This window comes from Rufibacter sp. DG15C (assembly GCF_001577755.1).
GTDB lineage: Bacteria > Bacteroidota > Bacteroidia > Cytophagales > Hymenobacteraceae > Nibribacter.
Genome location: NZ_CP010776.1, coordinates 1,453,889 through 1,474,139, shown reverse-complemented (window position 1 = coordinate 1,474,139; position 20,251 = coordinate 1,453,889). Strand labels below are relative to the sequence as shown.

At 48.5% G+C, this 20,251-nt stretch carries 19 protein-coding genes; 10 read left to right on the top strand and 9 right to left on the bottom strand.

The genetic code is table 11. From position 1 onward, the window contains the following. Window positions 1–31 precede the first annotated feature (31 nt). The 4 genes from TH61_RS06235 to TH61_RS06220 form a co-directional block, all read right to left on the bottom strand. Window positions 32–646, bottom strand: a complete 615-nt coding sequence (locus TH61_RS06235; protein ID WP_066507315.1) for a hypothetical protein — start codon at window positions 644–646, stop codon at window positions 32–34. 197 nt (window positions 647–843) lie between these two features. After that, the gene (locus TH61_RS06230) at window positions 844–1,359 is read right to left on the bottom strand and encodes a MepB family protein (protein ID WP_066507312.1); all 516 of its coding nucleotides are present in this window, start codon (window positions 1,357–1,359) and stop codon (window positions 844–846) included. Window positions 1,360–1,585: 226 nt separating this feature from the next. Then, window positions 1,586–2,206, bottom strand: coding sequence for a hypothetical protein (locus TH61_RS06225; protein WP_071887798.1), 621 nt, complete (start codon window positions 2,204–2,206; stop codon window positions 1,586–1,588). A gap of 157 nt (window positions 2,207–2,363) precedes the next feature. Continuing rightward, a complete protein-coding gene (locus TH61_RS06220; RefSeq protein WP_066507308.1) occupies window positions 2,364–5,306 on the bottom strand; it encodes a DEAD/DEAH box helicase in 2,943 nt (980 codons plus the stop codon). 244 nt (window positions 5,307–5,550) lie between these two features. On the opposite strand from TH61_RS06220, the gene fbaA reads away from it, so the two are divergent. After that, window positions 5,551–6,618 (top strand): class II fructose-bisphosphate aldolase, encoded by a 1,068-nt coding sequence (gene fbaA, locus TH61_RS06210; protein ID WP_066507306.1) that lies wholly within the window; start codon window positions 5,551–5,553, stop codon window positions 6,616–6,618. 60 nt (window positions 6,619–6,678) lie between these two features. Here the strand turns inward: fbaA and TH61_RS06205 are convergent, their stop codons facing one another. From TH61_RS06205 to TH61_RS06190, 4 genes are all read right to left on the bottom strand, one after another. Beyond that, window positions 6,679–7,302: a hypothetical protein gene (locus TH61_RS06205; RefSeq protein WP_066507303.1), complete on the bottom strand. Its 624-nt coding sequence runs from the start codon at window positions 7,300–7,302 to the stop codon at window positions 6,679–6,681. A 212-nt stretch (window positions 7,303–7,514) separates the two neighbouring features. Beyond that, complete coding sequence (locus TH61_RS06200; protein WP_066507300.1) at window positions 7,515–8,315, bottom strand: YgcG family protein; 801 nt, start codon at window positions 8,313–8,315, stop codon at window positions 7,515–7,517. Further along, entirely contained in the window at window positions 8,312–8,776 is a 465-nt protein-coding gene (locus TH61_RS06195; RefSeq protein WP_066507298.1) for a TPM domain-containing protein, read from the bottom strand. Before TH61_RS06195 ends, TH61_RS06200 begins: the two co-directional genes overlap by 4 nt. Window positions 8,777–8,937: 161 nt before the next feature. Beyond that, a complete protein-coding gene (locus tag TH61_RS06190; RefSeq protein WP_066507297.1) occupies window positions 8,938–9,516 on the bottom strand; it encodes a LemA family protein in 579 nt (192 codons plus the stop codon). Between the two features lie 267 nt (window positions 9,517–9,783). Between TH61_RS06190 and TH61_RS06185 the strand changes: the two genes are divergently transcribed. The 9 genes from TH61_RS06185 to TH61_RS06145 all read left to right on the top strand — a co-directional run bounded on the left by TH61_RS06185 (window position 9,784) and on the right by TH61_RS06145 (window position 17,957). Continuing rightward, window positions 9,784–10,782, top strand: a complete 999-nt coding sequence (locus TH61_RS06185) for a sugar phosphate nucleotidyltransferase (protein WP_066507296.1) — start codon at window positions 9,784–9,786, stop codon at window positions 10,780–10,782. Window positions 10,783–10,787: 5 nt separating this feature from the next. Beyond that, window positions 10,788–11,165, top strand: coding sequence for a hypothetical protein (locus tag TH61_RS06180; protein ID WP_157600604.1), 378 nt, complete (start codon window positions 10,788–10,790; stop codon window positions 11,163–11,165). 131 nt (window positions 11,166–11,296) lie between these two features. Then, a complete protein-coding gene (locus tag TH61_RS06175; RefSeq protein ID WP_066507288.1) occupies window positions 11,297–12,241 on the top strand; it encodes a nitronate monooxygenase family protein in 945 nt (314 codons plus the stop codon). Window positions 12,242–12,312: 71 nt separating this feature from the next. Beyond that, window positions 12,313–12,741, top strand: coding sequence for an SRPBCC family protein (locus TH61_RS06170; protein WP_066507286.1), 429 nt, complete (start codon window positions 12,313–12,315; stop codon window positions 12,739–12,741). Window positions 12,742–13,042: 301 nt separating this feature from the next. After that, window positions 13,043–13,633 carry a Crp/Fnr family transcriptional regulator gene (locus TH61_RS06165; RefSeq protein WP_066507285.1) on the top strand — a complete coding sequence of 197 codons (591 nt, stop codon included), beginning with the start codon at window positions 13,043–13,045 and terminating at the stop codon, window positions 13,631–13,633. 179 nt (window positions 13,634–13,812) lie between these two features. Next, window positions 13,813–14,643 (top strand): 4,5-DOPA dioxygenase extradiol, encoded by an 831-nt coding sequence (ygiD, locus tag TH61_RS06160; protein WP_066507283.1) that lies wholly within the window; start codon window positions 13,813–13,815, stop codon window positions 14,641–14,643. Window positions 14,644–14,857: 214 nt separating this feature from the next. Beyond that, complete coding sequence (locus tag TH61_RS06155) at window positions 14,858–15,610, top strand: DoxX family membrane protein (RefSeq protein ID WP_066507276.1); 753 nt, start codon at window positions 14,858–14,860, stop codon at window positions 15,608–15,610. Between the two features lie 162 nt (window positions 15,611–15,772). Next, window positions 15,773–16,870, top strand: a complete 1,098-nt coding sequence (locus TH61_RS06150; RefSeq protein ID WP_066507274.1) for a serine hydrolase — start codon at window positions 15,773–15,775, stop codon at window positions 16,868–16,870. Between the two features lie 139 nt (window positions 16,871–17,009). After that, window positions 17,010–17,957 carry a hypothetical protein gene (locus TH61_RS06145; RefSeq protein ID WP_066507272.1) on the top strand — a complete coding sequence of 316 codons (948 nt, stop codon included), beginning with the start codon at window positions 17,010–17,012 and terminating at the stop codon, window positions 17,955–17,957. 66 nt (window positions 17,958–18,023) lie between these two features. Here the strand turns inward: TH61_RS06145 and htpG are convergent, their stop codons facing one another. Further along, the gene (gene htpG / locus TH61_RS06140) at window positions 18,024–19,850 is read right to left on the bottom strand and encodes a molecular chaperone HtpG (protein ID WP_066507270.1); all 1,827 of its coding nucleotides are present in this window, start codon (window positions 19,848–19,850) and stop codon (window positions 18,024–18,026) included. Window positions 19,851–20,251 lie beyond the last annotated feature (401 nt).

Genomic DNA, 20,251 nt, shown 5'->3' with positions numbered 1-20,251 from the left:
TGGCCTGTTTTCTGGAAATCAAGCCGAAACGCTATTTAATTCCCAATGGATGCGCCGGCAAGTCCTGCTTCCAGCCCTCGCCGTACTTCTGGGTTAGGTATTCCTCTAGCCTTTTATTATGCTCAGAAGTATACTTTAAAGTAACGGGGTCAATGACGCAGTTTTTGGCTGTGTACCCCACGCCATACGTCGCTCGGAACGCCGTGAAGTCTAAGTTAAGTTTATAGAGGCAGTGGAAGATAAAATTGACTTCTCCCCGTGTAACCAACGCGTCTAGCTGCTCATTAGTCAAGTGGGTTATGACCGGAGTCAGCATTTCTATCTTAGGGACAATTTTTGAGTATTTGGCCTCTAACCGGATGGTGATGATATTGTTATTCTCCGTGATTCTGGCGGGGTACATGGTATAGGCCTCAAACTCATCTGCCCTAAACCCGAAGCTGTATTTCCCTTTCTCCGGCAAGGTCACCGTGAAGGTTTCTGTGGAGGTGATGTCTAACGTTTTCTCAAGTTCCTTGATGTAGAACTTACCCGCCGTGAGCTGTTTTGCGGTTCGGTTCTCAAAGATGATGTGCGCGGTGATTTCTTTGGCTTGGGCAACGGTGAGTGTGAAGAGAAAGATGATGGTAAGGATAGAATTTCTCATAGCTAGATTTTTGGCGGTATGTAAGGTAAAGTGATGCAATACCTTCTAGTTACCAAAACAATGACAGCACAGCTAACACCCGCCTCACCTTTAACAAAACATTAACCTTTTCCAAGTATGAAAAAGCCCATCCATTACTAGTGGCTGGGCTTCCGTTTTTGGCCTGTTTTCCAGGAAATAAGCTAAAATCGAATTGATTACAGGTGGTTCGTGTATAACTTCTTCGCGCGAGTTCTGTCTGTAGCCGGGTCCAAGTCTGAGAAGTACTGTAGCTGCCATTTCTGTGATTGCTCTGCTTGCTTGCTATGTACCACATCCCACGGCGGATATACCCTAAACGCCCTCTTCCCTTCTTTTTGCTCTGTAGAGACGATGCCCCTTTTGATGAGCACCGCTTTGGGAAACACAAACTGCCCGAAGCGATTCTCCGTCCTCACGTTCACCGTGTAATAGTCAATCGGGTCAGTCTCGAAGAAAGGCACAATGATGCCTTTTTCATTCCTTTTCCAAAAGGTCACAAATTGCCCCACCTTCTTGGGCGTTACCTTGGCGTCTCTGCCTATAACTACCGCTCCATTTACCCTAAACCGACAAGCTTTGTATTTCTGGCTTTCTGGCTCTACTTCAAAGTCTGTCATGTGGAGTGAGCATGCCTCAAATACTTCTTTTATAGAATCTGCCAATGGGCTACTGGGGGTTTCTATTTCAATCATTTATGAGGGCTTGTTGAGGGTTTTACTTAGTGTCATTTAAAAGATTTGAAGCTATTGCGGCTTTATAATTTAACTGAAAGTCACTGTTCATTCGGTGGCAAACTTCACTTTAACAAACATTCAATTTCCTTGGCAAGTAGAAGCCCCATCAACTTTAAATTGATGGGGCTTCTACTTGTAGAATTATGTTGCCCATAGATTAGGGAGGGGCACTCTAAAAAACAAATTATTTGATGGTATAAGATTTTAAAGAGATTTTACCCATACTACCAAAGTCGCTGAGAATCAATCCAACTCCTTTGGCATAAAAATAATTAGCAGGAGGTCCTGGTATAGTTTGTCCCATCACATAAAAGGTAGACTCAAGTTTAATTTGGATGACTTCTTTGTATTCGTTGGCCTCTACTGTTTTAGTTAAATTTTTAGCTACTAAGGTAAATTTATACTTAGTTGAAATGCCATTTACTACCAGTGTGTGTTCCCAAGTGGCACCAGTAGGCTCATTCTCTTTTAAGTAGGTAAGCTCCACATTTGCCATGGTTGGGTCTTGGCCCTTAGTAGTATATATACCCGCATTCTTATGAATGTAGCCTACAGTAGTGGTTGAACCTTGTTTCGTCTCAAACTCATTATAAGTTTTACCATCCATATTTTTGGTTGAGCCTAGAGATGTTTGTGTATATGTTTTATAGCCACCATACGACCAAGTAGAGCCAGCGCTGACAGGTTGGTAATCCAATTCAGCTAATGGAGTTGGGTCTTCGTCCTTTCCGCAGGAAGACAAGGTGCCAACAAGAAGACACCATACTAGCAGTTGTTTGATGGCGGCCAAAGATTTGATGTTCATGATAAAGGGATTTAATAGAGATAGATTAGTAGGATGAAGTATGTGATAGTTTAATAGCGGAAATAGAAGGGAGGTAAGCGCATGCGCTTAAATAAATAAGGAGATAGGGAAAGATGTCGTTTTTGACCTCCTTCCCACAAACCAGCCCAAAAACGGCTTAACTCAGCAAGCTTTCAATATCCTCTTTGGTGAGGTTCTTAATGACGGCTTCGTCCGTGGAAATAAGGTCTGAGACTAGTTGGAGTTTCTTGTCTTGCAGGGCCAGAATCTTCTCTTCTACGCTGTTCTTGGTGATGAACTTGTAGGTGAAGACGGTGTTCTGCTGGCCAATGCGGTGAGCGCGGTCCACGGCCTGGGCTTCCACGGCGGGGTTCCACCAGGGATCCAGGATAAAGACATAATCGGCGGCGGTGAGGTTAAGGCCTACACCCCCGGCTTTCAAAGAGATTAAGAAGACTGGCAAGTTGGGGTCGTTCTGGAAGGTGTTCACCTGTGCCTGGCGGTCTTTGGTGGAGCCGTCCAGGTAGGCGTACTTGATCTTGCGCTCGTCCAGTGAGGCGCGCACAATGTCCAGGTGCTTCACAAACTGACTGAAGATTAATACCTTGTGCCCTTTGCTGACCACCGTCTTGGTCAGGCGCATCACCTCGCCCAGCTTGCCAGACTCTGCCTCATAGGACGGGTCGGCCATGCGCGGGTGGTTGGCAATCTGGCGTAGCTTCATCAAGCCCTGCAAGAGCATGAACTGGCTTTTGGCTGCGCCCTGCTCCTCAATGGTCTTCAGGATTTTGTTGCGGTAGAAAGACTTGGTCTCCTCATAGGCATGCTCCTGCTCCTCGGTCATTTTGCAGTAGGTGATCTGCTCAATCTTTTCGGGCAGTTCACGGGCCACCTGGCTTTTATGCCGGCGGAGGATAAATGGCTTGATGAGGGCGTGCAGGCGCTTGGTCTTGTGCTCGTCTTTGAGCTTCTCAATGGGCTTCAAGAACTCCTTTTTAAAGAACGCCTGCGTGCCCAGCAAACCCGGATTAATAAAGGACATCTGGCTCCAGAGGTCCATGATGCTGTTCTCCACGGGCGTACCCGTCAAAATCAGCCGATGCTTGGATTTAAGCTCCCGTATGGCTTCTGAGGTATTGGAGTTCGGGTTTTTGATGGCCTGGCTCTCATCCAGAATGATGTAGTCAAAGTAGTATTTCTGCAGAAGCTCTGAGTCCAGGCGCACAATGCCATACGACGTCAAGACCACGTCATAATGCTTGAACTGCGATACGTTTTTAGTGCGGTACGTGCCTGTGTAGACTAGAATACGCAGGTGTGGGGTAAATTTCTGCGCCTCAGCGAGCCAGTTGTAAATCAAGGAAGTAGGCATGACTAGCAACGAGGCACTCTGCGCGCCATTCTCCTTGCGATGTTGGAGCATGGCCAAGGTCTGCACGGTCTTCCCCAAACCCATGTCATCTGCCAGACAGCCCCCGAAGTGATAGTCCTGCACAAAATGGAGCCAGTTGTAGCCCGCCTTTTGGTACGGACGCAACTCTCCTTTGAAGCCCTCGGGCAGGGGTTTGTCTTCCACGGTTTCAAACTCGCGGAGCTTCTCCAGCTTGCGGGTCATGGTGACGGTAGCCAGGTTGCCGTTCTGCAGGTCACTCACCAGCGCCAAATGGTGCTTGCGCAGTTTCAGTTCATCGTCCTCACCCTCGGCAAACGCGAAGAGCTCCAGGTACTGCGTAAACCATTCCTCGGGGATGATGGCAATCTGGCCGTTGGGCAGTTTGTACTCGCGCCGTTTGGTCAAAATATGGTTCCTGAGCTTGATAAACGGAATCTCATACGGCCCGAAGCGCACCGTCCCGTAAATGTCAAACCAGTCGTTGTTTTCGTTGATGCCTATATTTACGCTGGTCTCCCCGATGAAGTAGTTCTTGTCTGATTGGTTCTGCTTTAGAGAGAAGCCCAGTTCCTCCAGCGCACTCGCATACTGGTTCAGCCAACTGAACGCCGAGGCCTTGTCCAGCACCGCTTTCCCGTTCCTAATCTCCAAACCCCGACTAGCCAGCTCGCGCACAAAATGGCGCTCCTGCTCCAGGTCGCGGTGCACTCTGTGGAAGATGTAAGAATCAGTCGTTTTCTCCACGCTCACGCTCATCCTTTTGGCGTCCTGCATGGGCAAATTATAAGTGCCGTACTGGAAGTTCAGTTGAAACACCATCTTCTCGGCGCCCGACGGCTGTACCACTTCCTCTTCTTCCAGCATTTCACCGCCCGCCGTGAACAAAGCCACCGAGGTTTCTGCCACCGCCAATTCTGAGAAGACAATCTGCGGTTGTGGCGTAAAACGCTCAGATTTTATCAAGAAGCCACGGGCATAGACGTCAAACTGCTCTACCAGCGGGGCCACAAACTTGCGGTAGTAGCTGTCCTCCACGTTACGGGGCACTACAATAAAGCGCTTGTTCAAAAACGGCTGAAGCTTCTTGCCGTCCACTTCTTTCTCAAAGCTGTAGAGCGTGTCATTTAGCAGAAGCCAGGCCGGCTCATGGCACACCAGTACCGCGTCCTTGTACTGGAAGTCTATCCGCTCGCCCTGGTACTTGATGGTAGGAAAGTAATGGGTATTGTCTGGGTTGCGCACAAAGTGGAACAGCACCGTGGCTTTCTCAGTGGCAGATTCAATACGTTTCCAGGTTGGCTCGCCGTCCTTGCCCATGATGAACGTCATCTTGTTCTGCAACAAAGCCAGAATCTTGGCCATGCGGGACTGCACATAATGCAAGATGTTCTCCTGCAAGAGCTTGTCGCCTTTTACAGGGTCATAGGTCTTCAGAAAGAAATCGGCCAGCGTGCCTTTCTTGACCGCGAACTTCTTGAAGACCGCCTCCTGCTGAATCTGGTCTATGAGCTTGATGAGCTGGAAATCGGTCTCATCTAAGCGGGCGGCAAACTCGTCGGCGTTCTTAGCCGAGATGTTCTGGTGCTGGAGCGTGAGCTGTTTCTTGGAGTTGACCTGAATCACGAAAGACTCAAACAGATAGCCCAGATATTCATGCTCTAGCAAAGAGTAAATAATCTGAAAAGGCTGTGTGGTATAGACTTTCATGGCAGGCGCAAACTAACTCAACTTTGAAAGTACTACTTATTTTGGAGCCTGCCTGAGAAAAAGTAAGTTTTTTAGCCTGATAGTGGTATCGCTATAGAAACCGTTTTTGGCTTGTTTTCCAGAAAGTAGGCTTAAAACGAAGCTCCCCTTTATTTCAAAGCCCATACGCTCTAATCCCGCAGAAGAAACCTTAGAAGCTAAGCAATAATTAGTTAGTTTTGTCCAAAGACCAAAAAGCCAACCCATGCCTAAATTTAGATCTGGTGTTCTGCACGGCGACGAAGTGCAGGAACTATTCAAGTACGCAAACGACAATAACTTTGCATTGCCAGCCGTCAACGTGATTGGCACCAACTCCGTCAACGCTGTCCTGGAAACCGCCAAGGCAGTAAATTCCCCCGTTATCATCCAGTTCTCACAGGGCGGTGCCCAGTTCTTCGCCGGAAAAGGCTTGAACAACGACGGACAGGCCGCCGCCATTGCAGGTGCCATCTCGGGCGCTCAGCACGTACACCTTATGGCCGAGGCTTACGGTGTACCAGTTGTGTTGCACACTGACCACGCCGCCCGTAAACTCCTTCCTTGGATTGATGGTTTGCTAGACGCTGGTGAGAAATACTTTAAGCAAAACGGCAAGCCATTGTTCAGCTCGCACATGTTGGACCTTTCTGAAGAAGAATTGGAAGAGAACGTGAGCACTTGTGTTATCTATTTGGAGCGCATGAACAAGCTAGGCATGACCATTGAAATTGAGCTTGGCGTCACCGGTGGTGAGGAAGACGGCGTAGACAATTCTGACGTAGACAGCGCCCACTTGTACACCCAGCCTGAGCACGTAGCCCACGCTTATACGGAGCTTAACAAAGTAAGCAACCGCTTTACCGTGGCCGCCGCCTTCGGGAACGTGCACGGTGTGTACAAGCCTGGAAACGTAGAGCTTCGTCCAGAAATCTTGAAGAACTCACAAGAGTACATTCAGGAGAAACTAGGTACAGGCCCTAACCCGGTTGACTTTGTATTCCACGGCGGTTCTGGCTCTGAGAAAGAGAAAATCAGAGAAGCCATTGAGTACGGTGCCATCAAGATGAACATTGACACAGACATGCAATGGGCATTCTGGGATGGTGTGAAGAACTACTACGAAGGCAAGCGCGACTATCTGCAAGGCCAAATCGGTAACCCAGACGGCGAAGACAGCCCGAACAAAAAGCACTACGACCCACGCGTTTGGTTACGCAAAGGCGAAGAGGCCTTCATCACCCGCTTGAAAGAAGCCTTCGAAGACCTGAACTGCATCAACCGCAACGCATAGTTTAAGGTGCTGATGTTTAATTTATAGAGAAAGCCGGTCCTAAGGGGCCGGCTTTTTTGGTTACTCAAAGTATGTTATTACCTCATTTGTTACACGCCATTTCCCTTTCTTTTTTAACAAACTATATGCGTGCCCATATCCGCATAATCTATCGCATGCAAAAGCTACTTCAATATAGGCCCGGCTTTGGTCCTCAGAAACAATAGGATTCGAGAATACATAAAATGATTTTTCTGCTTGGCGTGTTTTCCATAATTCGTCAAAAAGTGTCTGTTTGGCTTTAAAGAAAATTCCTTGACTTCTAAGTCGTTGAATTACATAAGGTCTGCTAGACCACTTTGTGTCAAGAAATCTAAAGTATGCTGTGTCGGTTTTTGAAAATAGAAGTTCATCACCTGTGGAGTCCGTCTTTACAGATAGTAGGTCTCTCAGTCTAATTCCTAAACCTGGCATGGTGGGTGGCATATTAGATTCTAAGAATGATAGCCGGTAAGATTGTGTTTCTGAGCTTACAGGATAGTGTGGCGATTTTCCGGATATTACAGGTAAACTATCCTGCTTTATAACTGCCAGTACAATGGCTTGAACATTTTTTTCAGAGGGTATTTTGAAATCACTATTTCTATCTTGATTACAAGAAATAAGGAGGATAAGAGCTAGGGAAGAAAGGATTAGTCTGCGCATTGACTTGTGTTTTAAGTAGGATGCAAGCAATATGCATTTTCCATAAATATTACCTGCATATGTAAACACCCCTCTACGCTCCCCTCAAGGGGAGAATCCGCTTTGAATGTCAGCAGTAGCAATGGGAAACAGAAAAGCGTTTTCGGCCTGTTTCCTGGAAAACAAGCCAAAAACGCTTCTTCAAAAATCCTGTATAAGTGAAAGCTATACTGTTACCAATCTGAGCCAGCCCCGCCGCCTCCAAAGCTACCGCCCCCGAAGCCGCCGAAACCACCTCCGCCTCCTCCAAAGCCACCGCCTCCGCCGCCAAAGATGCCGCGTCCGCCAGAGAAGTCTCCGAAGATGATAGGTGGAATGAAAGGTCCTCCCATGCCACCCATGCCACGTCTGCCGCCCCTGCCACCACCGCCTCTACGACTGATGATGAAGATGAGAATCATGATGCCAATGATAATCCACAGCGTAGGAATGCCTTCTTCGCCCTGGCCTTGGCGCTGTTGTTTGGGGTCTGCCTTGTACTCACCGGCCGCGCGGGTAATGATTTGCGTGGTGGCTTGGTCTAAGCCTTGGTAAAATTGCTGTTTTTGGTAGTTGGGTTTAAGCGTGCCCTCTGTGAGGCGTTTGGCAATGGCGTCTGGCAAAACGCCTTCCATACCGTAACCGGTGGCAATGTAGACCTTCCGCTCATTAACCGCGGTGAGTATGAGAATGCCGTTGTCGTTGTCCTTCTGGCCAATGCCCCACTGCTCACCTAGCCTGAAGGCATAGTCAGAGATGTCATACCCGCCAATGGAGGTGATGTTGACAATGGCAATCTGAGTAGAGGTACTGTCACTGTAGGCTACCAGCTTCTGCTCCAGCGCCGCCTCTTCCTGCGGACTCAGAATATCTGCCAGGTCATTGACCAACCGCGGGGGCGTAGGCCTCGGCGGGAAATCCTTGTCCTGGATTTGAGCAAAAAGGGTAAATGACGTAATCCAAAGCAACCCTAGAAGCCAGAAGTATTTTTTCATGAGGTAGGGTCTTCTTTAGAGGTAGTTCCAAACGAGACGTGGTCTGCCAGCTCGTTAATGTCTTTGTGCGCACCAGCGTACGGGAAGTAGCTTTTGAGTTGCTCGCCGGCCATTTTAATGCCTTTGGCCAAGCCTTCAGAATACTTTTCTAGCTTGAAATCTGCCACTACTTGCTGGGTGATGTCTTCCCAGAAATGCGGCGGAACCACGGCATTGATGCCACCGTCTCCCAGCACGGCAAACTTGTGGCTTTTAAGGGCCACGTAGAACAGCACGCCGTTGCGCAGCTTGGTCTCATGCATGTGCAGGGCGGCAAACACTTGCGTGGCTCGGTCCAGCACTTCAATCTCACAGGTGTTCTCAAAGTGCACGCGCACTTCGCCAGAGGTGTTGGTCTCGGCTTCCTCAATGGCCGCTACAATGACGGCCTCGTCTGCTGGGGTAATGATGTCGCGCGGCATGTTGATGAGTCTTGCGTTCTGAGTCTCGAGTGATTTTTAGAAAATGCGTTTTCGGCCTGTTTTGGGTAAAACAGGCCGAAAACGATAAGATGGTTTGTGCAAGGACAGAGAGCGAGGGCTTTGAAAGTCCTACGTCTTGTGTCTTATATCTTGCGTCTTTATTAGAACTGAACTGTAGGGGCTTTTTGGGCACCGGCTTCGGCCTCAAAGTAGCCTTTCTTCTCAAAGTCAAACCAGCCGGCGTAGATGTTGCGCGGGAACGACCTGATGTAGGTGTTGTACTGCTGAACCGTCTGGTTGAATTTGTTACGCTCCACAGAGATGCGGTTCTCAGTGCCCTCTAGCTGGGCCTGCAACTCCAGGAAGTTCTGGTTAGATTTCAGGTCTGGGTAGGCTTCTACGGTGGCCATTAACCTAGACAAAGAACCGCTCAATTCGCTTTGCGCCTCTTGATATTTGGCAATGTTCTCTGGGGTAAGGTCATCTGCGCTGATGTTGATGCTAGACGCCTTTGCACGGGCATTGATAACGGCCTCCAGCGTAGATTTCTCAAAGTTGGCGGCGCCCTTCACGGTGTTCACTAGGTTAGGGATGAGGTCGGCGCGGCGTTGGTAGGCGTTCTGTACCTGTCCCCATTGGCCAGACACTTGCTCATCCAAGGTCACCATGTCGTTGTAGCCGCAAGAAGACTGGGAGAGTAACACCACCAGCCCGAAGAAGTAAAGCATTAATTTTTTCATAGTTGTAGGGTAGTTTTATCTAGCGTGTAATATAGTTCTTTTACCGTTTAACCGCACGTTTTGGGTTCGGGTAATCCTCTTACGCACATTCACATAAAAATATGCGTTTTTGGTCTAATTCTTAGAAAACAGGCCAAAAACGCGTATGCCCAAAATCTAAGGCGGAGAAGGGAATCGTCTGCTTTTCAAGCCTTAGTGCGAGCCTTCTTCCAGAAAAACACCAAGGGTGCCACAATTTCGTTATTTTAGCTTTTCAAGGAGGTACTTATGAAGGCAATTATACCAGTGGCAGGCATGGGCGCGCGCCTTCGGCCGCATACGCATACCCAACCCAAATCTTTGGTGCCCATTGCGGGCAAGGCTATTCTGGGGCACATCATTGAACGTTTGCAGGAGGCGGGCATCAAGCAGTTTGTGTTTGTGGTGGGCTACCTAGGCGAAAAAATCATGCACTATGTGCAGAAAAAATACCCAGACTTGGAGATGGAGTTCATTGTGCAGCAGCCGCGCGAAGGCCTGGGCCACGCCCTCTGGACGGCGCGTGAGACCTTCCGGAACGAAAAAGAGGTGCTCATCCAGTTAGGCGATACCATTGTGGATGTGAACATGGAAGCCATTCTGGCCTCTGATCAAACCGTGCTGGCCGTGAAGAAAGTGAAAGTGCCTACCCTATTTGGGATTACTGAGGTTGGGCCAGACGCGCATATCACTAAGGTGGTGGAAAAGCCCAAAATCCCGAAGTCCAACCTTGCCTTGGTGGGCCTCTATAAAATCAACAACCCCAAAGGCTTAGCCGAGGCGCTGGAATACATCATTGCCCAGGACATACGCACCCAGAACGAGTACCATCTCACCGATGCGCTCATGCACATGATCCAGAACGGCGAGCCCATGCTCACCTATGACGTGGACAACTGGTTTGACTGCGGAAGAAAGGAAACGCTCCTGCACGCCAACGCCACCCTGCTCAACCGTCCTGAATTCAAGCACACGGACTATCCAGAGTTCCCGAACACCATCATCATTCCGCCGGTGAGCATTGGCAAGGACGCGCAAATCAGCAATTCCATCATCGGGCCCAACGTGGCCATTGGCGAGCGGGCCATTCTCAATTACACCATTGTGCGCGACTCCATCATTGGCGGCTACTCAGAACTGGCCTACGCCGTCTTGCAAGAATCTCTGGTTGGCTCAGACTCAGCACTCAAAGGGCAAAGCCAACGCCTGAACATTGGCGACAGCACGGAGATAGATTTTAGTAGTTAAGAGGCGTGGTTTCAGAGTTAGAAACAGTGTTCAACATTAAGGGTAATATAACAATAGAAGAAGTTAAACTCTGGATGGATGGAGGAACAGTAACTCTGATTCTGACAGACCATAATTCACAAACTTGCGAAGTTGAGTTTGTGCAAAAAGTAGCTCTAAAAAGATATGCTGGCCATCCTAGGCCAGGAAGCCTTATGCTAAACAGAAAAGAAGTTGAAATTAGGTCATTAGTTGAGAAAGAGGTATTAGAAGCAATTCACAGAGCGAATTGGGGTGCTGGAATCAAAGAGGAAGAAAAAGAAAGTCTCAGGAAATTACTAGAAGACTGCATCAACTTTATTAAATCAGAAGAATACATTCATTTGTCCAAAGCATTAAAATAAACCAACAATTTCAGCTGGCGGATTCAATCTTTTCTAACGGGGCCGGACAGTATAACAAGTTTATATTTACCCTCAACCTCAGACAGACAACTCAAGGAAATCTTGATACTTGCTACCTGATACTTGATACCATGAACAATAGAATTACCGAACTCCTTAACATAGAATACCCCATTGTACAGGCCGGCATGATTTGGTGCAGCGGCTGGGAATTGGCCTCGGCGGTGAGCAATGCTGGTGGGTTGGGCCTCATTGGCGCCGGCTCCATGTACCCAGATATTTTGCGCGAACACATCCAGAAATGCAAGGCGGCCACGGACAAACCCTTTGGCGTGAACGTGCCCTTGTTGTACCCAGACTTGGAGCAGCATTTCCAGATTATCATGGAGGAGAAAGTGCCGGTAGTGGTGACCTCGGCGGGTAACCCGAAGACTTGGACCAAGCTATTGCAGGACAACGGCGCAAAAGTGATCCACGTGGTGAGCAACGTCAAGTTCGCGAAGAAGTGTGAGGAAGCTGGCGTTGATGCTATTGTGGCCGAGGGTTTTGAGGCTGGCGGTCATAATGGACGCGAGGAAACCACTACGTTCTGCTTGATTCCCATGGTGCGTGCCGCGGTGAACCTGCCTTTGATTGCCGCTGGCGGAATCGCCACCGGAGCAGGCATCTTCGGGGCGTTTGCTTTGGGCGCCGACGGGGCGCAGGTAGGTAGCCGCTTTGTAGCCAGCCTAGAATCCAGCGCTCACCAGAGTTTTAAAGACATGGTGGTGAACGCACAGGAAGGAGACACAGAACTGTCTCTGAAACAGCTCACGCCCGTACGCCTGCTCAAAAACAAGTTCTACCAGGACGTAAAGTTAGCCGAGTCAAGAGGTGCCAGCACCCAGGAACTAGCCGAACTGCTGGGCTCCAGGCGTGCCAAGCGCGGCATGTATGAAGGCGATTTGGAGGAAGGCGAACTGGAGATTGGTCAGGCCGCTGCCATTGTGGACCGCATTCAACCTGCCGGCGAGATTGTGCAGGAAATGTGGCAGGAGTTTCTAGATGCCAAGAAGAAGTTTTGCAATGAATGGTAAGCCTTGGCTAGCCATCAAACACACAAGTTATTGACGCTTTTGCAGAGAACTTATTGACCAAACAATACCCTATGGAAACGAAAGACAAGCCCACCCTTACCGTAGAGACCACTGTTCAACAACCGGTAGAAAAAGTATGGGAGCTGTGGGCAACACCAGAACATATTACCCAATGGAATTTCGCGCATGAATCATGGCAGTGTCCTGCCGCAACCAATGACCTGCAACGCGGCGGTCGGTTTGTGTGGCGCATGGAAGCCAGGGACGGAAGCGTGGGTTTTGACTATGCTGGTACCTATGAGCAGGTAGTCCCTCACAAAAGCATTGTGCTCAAGTTGGACGACGGCCGTCAGGTACGCATCACATTTGACAGCTTAGGGGACCAGACCAAAGTCACCGAAGTGTTTGAGGTAGAAGACGTGAACACCATTGAACTGCAAAGAAACGGCTGGCAAGCCATCTTGGATAATTTTAAAAAGCATGCCGAGTCGCAGAAGTAAAGACAAGGCTATGATGAAGTAGCTTGACTCAATTCCAATTACTAATGCCGAATTAATTTCCTCTTTGTCATCCTGAAAGGACCTTGTGGGCAAGTTGTAAAGACTGATACTAAGTGAGAAGCCGTCTAAAATAGATGCTTAAACCATAGTATTCCGTACTATAGCCACCACTTGCCTAGCTCGCCCACAAGGTCCTTTCAGGATGACAAAAAGAAGAGAGGGAAGCCAGCCTCAATAATCATATGAATGCAGATCCTCTCTGAAACCTGTACTCATTTACACCAAAGCAATTCCTAACTGTTTGGCACAAGACCTTATTCTAATCGCCTTGCACCAGCATGTCTCCCTCACGCCAGAGGAAGAGGAGGCTTTTCTGGCTATCTGTGAGGCCAAGGAGGCGAAGAAGAAGGAGTTTCTGTTGCGCACCGGGGAACAGAACCACTACCTGTATTTTGTGCAGAGCGGCTGTCTGCGGTCGTTTATCATTGACCAGAGCGGCAAAGAGGTGAACTTGGAGTTTGCCGTGGAGCGGTACTGGATAAGTGATGTGGCCTTCCATAAACCGGCGTTGCTTTCCATTCAAGCCTTGGAGGCCACGCAGTACGTACAAATCAACGTGAATGCCTTTGAGGCCCTCACGCAACAACATCCCGTTTTTAACCTGTTTTACCGGAAACTGCTCCAAAACGGCTACTTCGCGTTTAAGAAGCGCATGCTGTCGGGCATGACCCAGACCGCCGCCGAAAATTACCGCGATTTCCTCCTCAAGTTCCCTGACCTGAGCCAGCGTATTCCGCAGTACCACATCGCTTCTTATCTGGGCATCACACCCGAGTTCTTCAGCACCATCAAGTCTGAAGGGCTGGACCTCTACCAGCAGGCCATTTCTTAAGGTACCTTATTCTTTTCGGCACCCGTCTTCCCGACCTTTGTATTATAAATCTGAGGTAGCAACGCCGTTATGAAGTACTGGTTGCTACGGAAAGGTTTAGCCTAGAATTCTTCACCAAAAACACACTCACCGTGGAAAGAAGAAACTTCATTAAACTAGCTGTAACAGGAGGACTCGCCATGACAAGTTTAAGCGCATTCAAGAAATTTACTGACGGCCTAGCGCCGCAAGACTATACCATGCCAGTGCTGTTTGTAGGGCACGGCTCGCCTATGAACGGCATAGAGGACAACGAGTTCAGTCAGCGCTGGAAGAAGCTGGCCCAAGACATTCCGGTGCCCAAAGCGGTGCTGGTGATTTCGGCGCACTGGTTTACCAAAGGTACCAAGATTACGGCCATGGACTTCCCGAAGACCATTCATGACTTCGGGGGCTTCCCGCAGGAATTGTTTGCCGTGCAGTACCCGGCGCCCGGAGATGCGGCCATTGCCAAAGGAACCGTAGACCTCATCAAATCTACCCACGTGGAACTGGACCATGACTGGGGCCTGGACCACGGCACCTGGACCATTGTGCGCCACATGTACCCAGACGCCAACGTACCGGTCTTGCAGTTGAGCATTGACTACACCAAGGGTCCGCAATACCACTATGACCTAGCCAAAGAACTGCAGGCGCTGCGCAAGAAAGGTGTTTTGATTATGGGAAGCGGCAACATGGTGCACAACCTGCGCATGATGGACTGGAACCTGATCAATGGCGGCGGCTATGACTGGACCCAAACCATGAATGAGAAGTTCAAGGACCTGATCTCTAACCGTGACCACCAGCCCTTAATCAACTACCAGACCATGGGCAAAGAAGCGCTGCTGGCCATACCCACGGTAGAACATTATTTGCCGCTTCTGTACACCTTGGGCTTGCAAGGCAAACACGAAGAAACTTCCTTCTTCAATGACAAGATGGTAGGCGGTTCCTTGACCATGACCTCGGTGAAGATTGGGGCGTAAGTAATCCCTCATGCTCTGGAGTTGAGGATCCGTTTTTGGCCTGTTTCCTAAGAATCAGGCCAAAAACGGATTCTCGTTTTCTAGGGATTTGGCTGGTTGGTCTAGGTGCAGTGGCGGTTGGTCTAAAAGATTTTCTGGAGTGCAAGCGCTTCACGACCTTAGGGTTAGGTAATGCAAAATTGCTGTTCTTCTGATCACCTAAACCGCTACAACTATGATCCAAAACAAAGACTTTCTGGTGCTGCTCATTCGGCTCTTCTTGGGCTATGTGTTTTTCTCAGCCGGCGTCTGCAAACTCACGCACGGCAACTTTGGGCAGTTGATTGGGCCGCCGTGGCTGGAAGAGGCGCTAGCCAAACATGGTTTGGCGTTTTTTGCGCAGGTGGTGGCGGTGTGCCAGGTAGTGCTGGGTACCTTGCTGTTCACGCAGCGGTTTAGTTTGCTAGGGGCGGTGATGCTGGTGCCCATGAACATTGCTATTATAGCGGTGACCATTTCTCAGAACTGGACAGGTACGCCGTATGTCAATGCCGTATTTTTAGTGATGAACCTGGCCATGTTGCTGTACGAATGGAGACGCTTTAAATTTCTGTTTTCTACAGAACCTGCCCTACCCGTTGCGCCTTATGCTTTAGATACGTTTAGAGCTGGAAGTCTGCCTTGGGCAGTAATAGGGGGCGCCTTACTAACACTGGGCCTTTCTAGATTTAACTACCCGTTGACCAACGCCGCTGGGCTGTTGACGTTTCTACTGGCCGGGGCAACAGTGATTTTACCTATTGCGCTCACTAAGCTGCAGAAGGTGATTGTGTTGCTGGCGGTGGCTAACATGTGCTTGTTGACGCTGGGCATGAAACTACCCTACACACATGTAATCATTGGCATATGCAGCGCCGGAATTCTGCTGTTGCTACTTGTGCAGATGTGGCTGTCTACCCGTCAGAAGCAGGTGTTGGCTGCCGTTTAACTTTGACAGTAGCAAGTACAGGCAAACCTGATTTCAGTGATAGAATTTTGAATATAGAGTAATTGCTATTTTTATAGTTTTACGGTTGGTTGTTACCAGGTGCCGCTGCTAGATTTAACTTTTCTCTGGCAGCGGCATCAAAGCATAAACTGACTTTCTTCTATGAAAAGAACTGTTCTCGCGTTTGCCTTCATTTGCCTTAGCCTGCTATCCTGTAAAAAAGACGAGGTCACTCCAGCGCCCACCGCCCAGAACCTGTACTTCCCGGCGGTGGGTTCTTCTATCTGGGAGACATCTACACCAGAAAGTCTGGGTTGGAGTGCGACGGGTGCTGCGGCATTAGATGAATTTTTGAACCAGAGCAATACCCGGGCTTTCCTCTTACTCAAGGATGGTAAGATTGTCATTGAGTATTACAACGGCAAAGCGGCCAATGGCACCACGTTCACGGCCAACAGTAACTGGTACTGGGCCTCGGCGGGGAAGACCTTGAACGCTTTTCTTATTGGCAAGGCCCAGGAAGACGGCCATCTTTCCATTCAGGACAAAACGTCTAAGTACTTGGGCGCCGGTTGGACCAGCCTCACCCCCGCGCAGGAAGACAAAATCACCATTCGGCACCAACTCACCATGACCACTGGCCTGAACGACCTAGTGCCCAACCACCATTGCTACACACCCAGTTGCCTTACGTACAAAGCTGATGCCGGTACCCGTTGGGCCTACCACAACGGGCCCTACACCCTACTCACCCAAGTAACCGAAAAAGCCACCAAACAAGACTTTGACACCTACTTTAAAACCCAGTTAGCCGACAAGATTGGCATGGGAGGTTTCTGGATGACCCTAGGCGATGATTATGTGTACTTCAGTACGGCGCGCGCCATGGCCCGATTTGGCTTGCTCATGCTCAACAAAGGAACCTGGGACAAAACTGTAGTACTCAAAGACACCGAGTTCTTCAAAGCCATGACCAGCCCTTCGCAAAACCTGAACCGCTCCTATGGCTACCTCTGGTGGCTCAACGGTCAGTCTTCCTTCATGCTTCCCACCTCGCAAATGGTCTTCTCCGGTAGCGCCGTGCCCGATGCCCCTGTAGATATGATTGCCGCCATGGGCAAAAACGGTCAGTTCCTTAACATCGTCCCCAGCCAGAACCTTATCCTCGTGCGCATGGGTGACAACCCAGATGACAATGAGGTACCGGTGGTTTTCTTGAATGACCTCTGGAAGAAGGTGAATGCGGTGATAAAGAAGTAATGCCTTTTTTGGCTTGTTTTGGCGGAAATAGACTAAAAACGATTTTCATTTTCTACATTCATGTCTTTATAAATATATAACACAAATACTCTCACGTCTTCTGAGTACAGATGACTTAGATTAAATTATATAAAATTGAATGGAACCAGTTATAGCTTACATAAAATATGAAGGTGAGCTTGTTAAGGATGGATATTTAGATGCTAAAAAGACTGCGGGAGTACTTTCTGGGCTTGATGGAGCATTAAGGTATTTCCTATACAAGGAGAACTCAGACTTAGAAAAGATAGATTTTGAGCTACCTGTAAGTATAAGGAAAGGAAGTTGGGAAGCGTTTTTTCCTGAAAATTTTAATGAACTCTTAATTAAAGGATTAATAGCCTTTAGCGCTAAAAAGTACCTTGAATCAGCTTTAGGGGAAATGGCCAAGAATGACTTTAAGGAAATAGGGTTTAAAGATATTTTTCAACGTGCATTTAAGGCTATGACTTGGGTTATTAAAGCCGCCGTTCATTTAGGGTCATTAAGTAAAAAGTCTTTAGACGGTTTTATATTCTCACCTGACAATCAATTTATAGGATTAAAGAATGCGCAAGGTGAAATCATTTGGTTCCCTGTAGAGTTTTTAGAACAATATGCTGACTGCCCTGAAGGCCTGTTTAAGAACTTGATTAAAATAGTAGAGGAAGAGAGAGAGTTTGTGATCGGTTATAACGACCCACAAGTAAAAGAGCAAGCAAGGGTAAATTATAAGAATAAGTTTATTTTCTTAAATGAGGAAGATGAACAAGAGATTCTATTTCCAGAATTAGAACACAATGCCTATGTTGAACTTGAAGGCCATATTACTAGAGGTAACGAGAAGTCAAACGACCTTGGCTTCCAATATAAAAATCATGTTTTAACATGCTTCCCAGAAAAAGGATCTATAAAAGATTATCGAAATGCTCACTACACAAATTGTATAGTTAAAGGAGTAGTAGATAGATCTGATAAATTTGGGAAAATAAGTGAAAAGAGGCCTAGAATTAAGTTTGTCAGCATTTCAATTTCAGATAATAAGGGTCAATTGGATTTATTTAGTTAAAGCAGAGACTCCACAAAAAAAGAGGCCGAATCTCTCCGGCCTCTTCCAAACAACTAAACTTAATTACTACTCTTTGTCAATCAGTTCCACGCTACGCTTCACGAAGGCCGTTAACGCCGCGCCCGAAAGCATATTCTGCGATAGCAACGCTAAATCATAAGCCTGCTTGGCGATCTTCTCACCGCGGTCATCCTTGGCTTTTAAGATGCGGTGGTTGATAGGGTGGTTCGCGTTGATGGTCACGTTGTACATGTCGGGTAAGTTGCCCATCATCATCATACCGCCACCGCCCATGCGGTTCATGTCCTTCATCCGGCGCATGAACTCAGGCAGGGTGATAATCACCGGTTGGTCATCTACGCTCAGAGCTTCCACGCCCACGGTCATGCTCTGGTTGTCAATGGCTTTCTCAAACATCTCCTTCAGACGCGTGGTCTCTTCCTCAGACAATACGCTCTCCGGCTTGGCATCCGTCTGGATGAGCTTGTCAATGGTATCGGCGTCTACGCGCTTCAGCGTGGTCTTCTCCAGCTTCTGCTCCAACTGCCCGATGAAGTGCGGGTCAATCATGGTGTCCAGTTTCACCACGTCGTAGTTGCGGTTCTGGGCGGTCTCAATGAAGGCGTGCTGCTTCTCCACATCAGTGGTGTACAAGATGACCAAGTTGCCGTCTTTGTCGGTTTGGTTGGCCTGCACCAAGTTGCGGTATTCCTCTAAGGTAGAGAATTTCCCCTCGGTGTTTTCCAGCAACGCGAAGTCCTTGGCTTTCTCATAGAACTTGTCATCTGAGAGCATGCCGTACTTCACAAATACGGCAATGTCATTCCACTTCTCTTCGTAGGCGGTGCGGTCTTTCTTGTAGATTTCGTTTAGTTTGTCCGCCACCTTACGGGTAATGTAGGTGTTGATTTTCTTCACGTTGGCATCTGCCTGCAAGAACGAGCGGCTCACGTTCAACGGAATGTCCGGGGAGTCAATCACGCCGTGTAACAGCATCAGGAACTCCGGCACCACGTCTTTCACCTCGTCGGTGATGAACACCTGGCGGCTGTACAACTGGATTTTGTTTTTCTGGAAATCGAACTCGTTCTTCACCTTAGGGAAGTACAGGATACCGGTCAAGTTGAACGGATAGTCCACGTTGAGGTGAATCCAGAACAATGGGTCCTCAGAGAACGGATACAGTTCTTTGTAGAAGTTCTTGTAGTCCTCATCGGTCAAATCAGACGGCGACTTGGTCCAGATAGGGTTCGGGTTGTTGATGATTTCTCCGTTGAACTCTACCGGGATTGGTAAGAACTTGCAGTATTTGTTCAAGATGGTCTGGATGCGGGCCTCTTCTAGGAACTCCTCAGAATCTTCGGCGATGTTCAGAATCACATCGGTACCACGCTCGGTGCGGGTGCCTTTTGTGATAGTGAACTCCGTAGAACCGTCACAGGTCCAATGCGCCGGCTCTGCGCCGTCTTGGTGCGACAAAGTGTCAATCTCTACGGTGCTGGCCACCATAAACGCCGAGTAAAACCCTAAACCGAACTGCCCAATGATCTGGCTCTTGTCTGCGTTGGTGTCTTTGTAGCGCTCCACAAACTCCGTGGCACCCGAGAAGGCAATCTGGTTGATGTATTTCTTGATCTCCTCGGCGGTCATCCCTATCCCGTTGTCAGAGATGATGATCTGCTTCTTCTCCTTGTCCACCTTCACAGTCACCTTCAACTCGCCTAGGTCGCCTTTCAGCTCACTGATGCTGGAGAGGCTTTTGGCTTTCTGGGTGGCGTCAACGGCGTTGGATACTAGTTCGCGCAAGAAAATCTCGTGGTCTGAGTACAAGAACTTCTTGATGATGGGGAAAATGTTCTCGGTGTGAATCGAAATCGTGCCTTTTTCTTCCATTTCCTATATCTATAAAATGATGTGTGTTGCTTTTTGTAGAAGAGGCTTGGCAAAAGCTGTTCCAGAGCATGATTAGTGACAGGATGGCAGGAAGAAGGAGTTTGTTTGGGTTTATACAATGCCAATTTGAAAGGTTAAGCTGACTAAGATTTCATTTTGGCTTGTTTTCTGGGAATTAGGCGGAAAATGGATTTGATTGTTCTTTAAAAGAACAACCTCCGTTGTTGGTGTTATCACCACGACCCAGACTGCTACTTAAGCTATACTACTTTCTATAACTGTTTTTGTGCACGCAATTGGCTGTTCCTGAGAAAGCTCTTCCTCCCGGTGCCCTTATGCTCCCCTGTTTCATCTTCACCGCAAAGCGCTCACGGCCGCGGGGGCCCGTCTTCCCGCCTCGC

Bases quoted from the DNA above. Each gene is read 5' to 3' on its own strand.
- TH61_RS06235 (WP_066507315.1), bottom strand. From the start codon at position 646: ATGAGAAATTCTATCCTTACCATCATCTTTCTCTTCACACTCACCGTT.
- TH61_RS06230 (WP_066507312.1), bottom strand. From the start codon at position 1,359: ATGATTGAAATAGAAACCCCCAGTAGCCCATTGGCAGATTCTATAAAA.
- TH61_RS06225 (WP_071887798.1), bottom strand. From the start codon at position 2,206: ATGAACATCAAATCTTTGGCCGCCATCAAACAACTGCTAGTATGGTGT.
- TH61_RS06220 (WP_066507308.1), bottom strand. From the start codon at position 5,306: ATGAAAGTCTATACCACACAGCCTTTTCAGATTATTTACTCTTTGCTA.
- fbaA (WP_066507306.1), top strand. From the start codon at position 5,551: ATGCCTAAATTTAGATCTGGTGTTCTGCACGGCGACGAAGTGCAGGAA.
- TH61_RS06205 (WP_066507303.1), bottom strand. From the start codon at position 7,302: ATGCGCAGACTAATCCTTTCTTCCCTAGCTCTTATCCTCCTTATTTCT.
- TH61_RS06200 (WP_066507300.1), bottom strand. From the start codon at position 8,315: ATGAAAAAATACTTCTGGCTTCTAGGGTTGCTTTGGATTACGTCATTT.
- TH61_RS06195 (WP_066507298.1), bottom strand. From the start codon at position 8,776: ATGCCGCGCGACATCATTACCCCAGCAGACGAGGCCGTCATTGTAGCG.
- TH61_RS06190 (WP_066507297.1), bottom strand. From the start codon at position 9,516: ATGAAAAAATTAATGCTTTACTTCTTCGGGCTGGTGGTGTTACTCTCC.
- TH61_RS06185 (WP_066507296.1), top strand. From the start codon at position 9,784: ATGAAGGCAATTATACCAGTGGCAGGCATGGGCGCGCGCCTTCGGCCG.
- TH61_RS06175 (WP_066507288.1), top strand. From the start codon at position 11,297: ATGAACAATAGAATTACCGAACTCCTTAACATAGAATACCCCATTGTA.
- TH61_RS06170 (WP_066507286.1), top strand. From the start codon at position 12,313: ATGGAAACGAAAGACAAGCCCACCCTTACCGTAGAGACCACTGTTCAA.
- ygiD (WP_066507283.1), top strand. From the start codon at position 13,813: ATGACAAGTTTAAGCGCATTCAAGAAATTTACTGACGGCCTAGCGCCG.
- TH61_RS06155 (WP_066507276.1), top strand. From the start codon at position 14,858: ATGATCCAAAACAAAGACTTTCTGGTGCTGCTCATTCGGCTCTTCTTG.
- TH61_RS06150 (WP_066507274.1), top strand. From the start codon at position 15,773: ATGAAAAGAACTGTTCTCGCGTTTGCCTTCATTTGCCTTAGCCTGCTA.
- TH61_RS06145 (WP_066507272.1), top strand. From the start codon at position 17,010: ATGGAACCAGTTATAGCTTACATAAAATATGAAGGTGAGCTTGTTAAG.
- htpG (WP_066507270.1), bottom strand. From the start codon at position 19,850: ATGGAAGAAAAAGGCACGATTTCGATTCACACCGAGAACATTTTCCCC.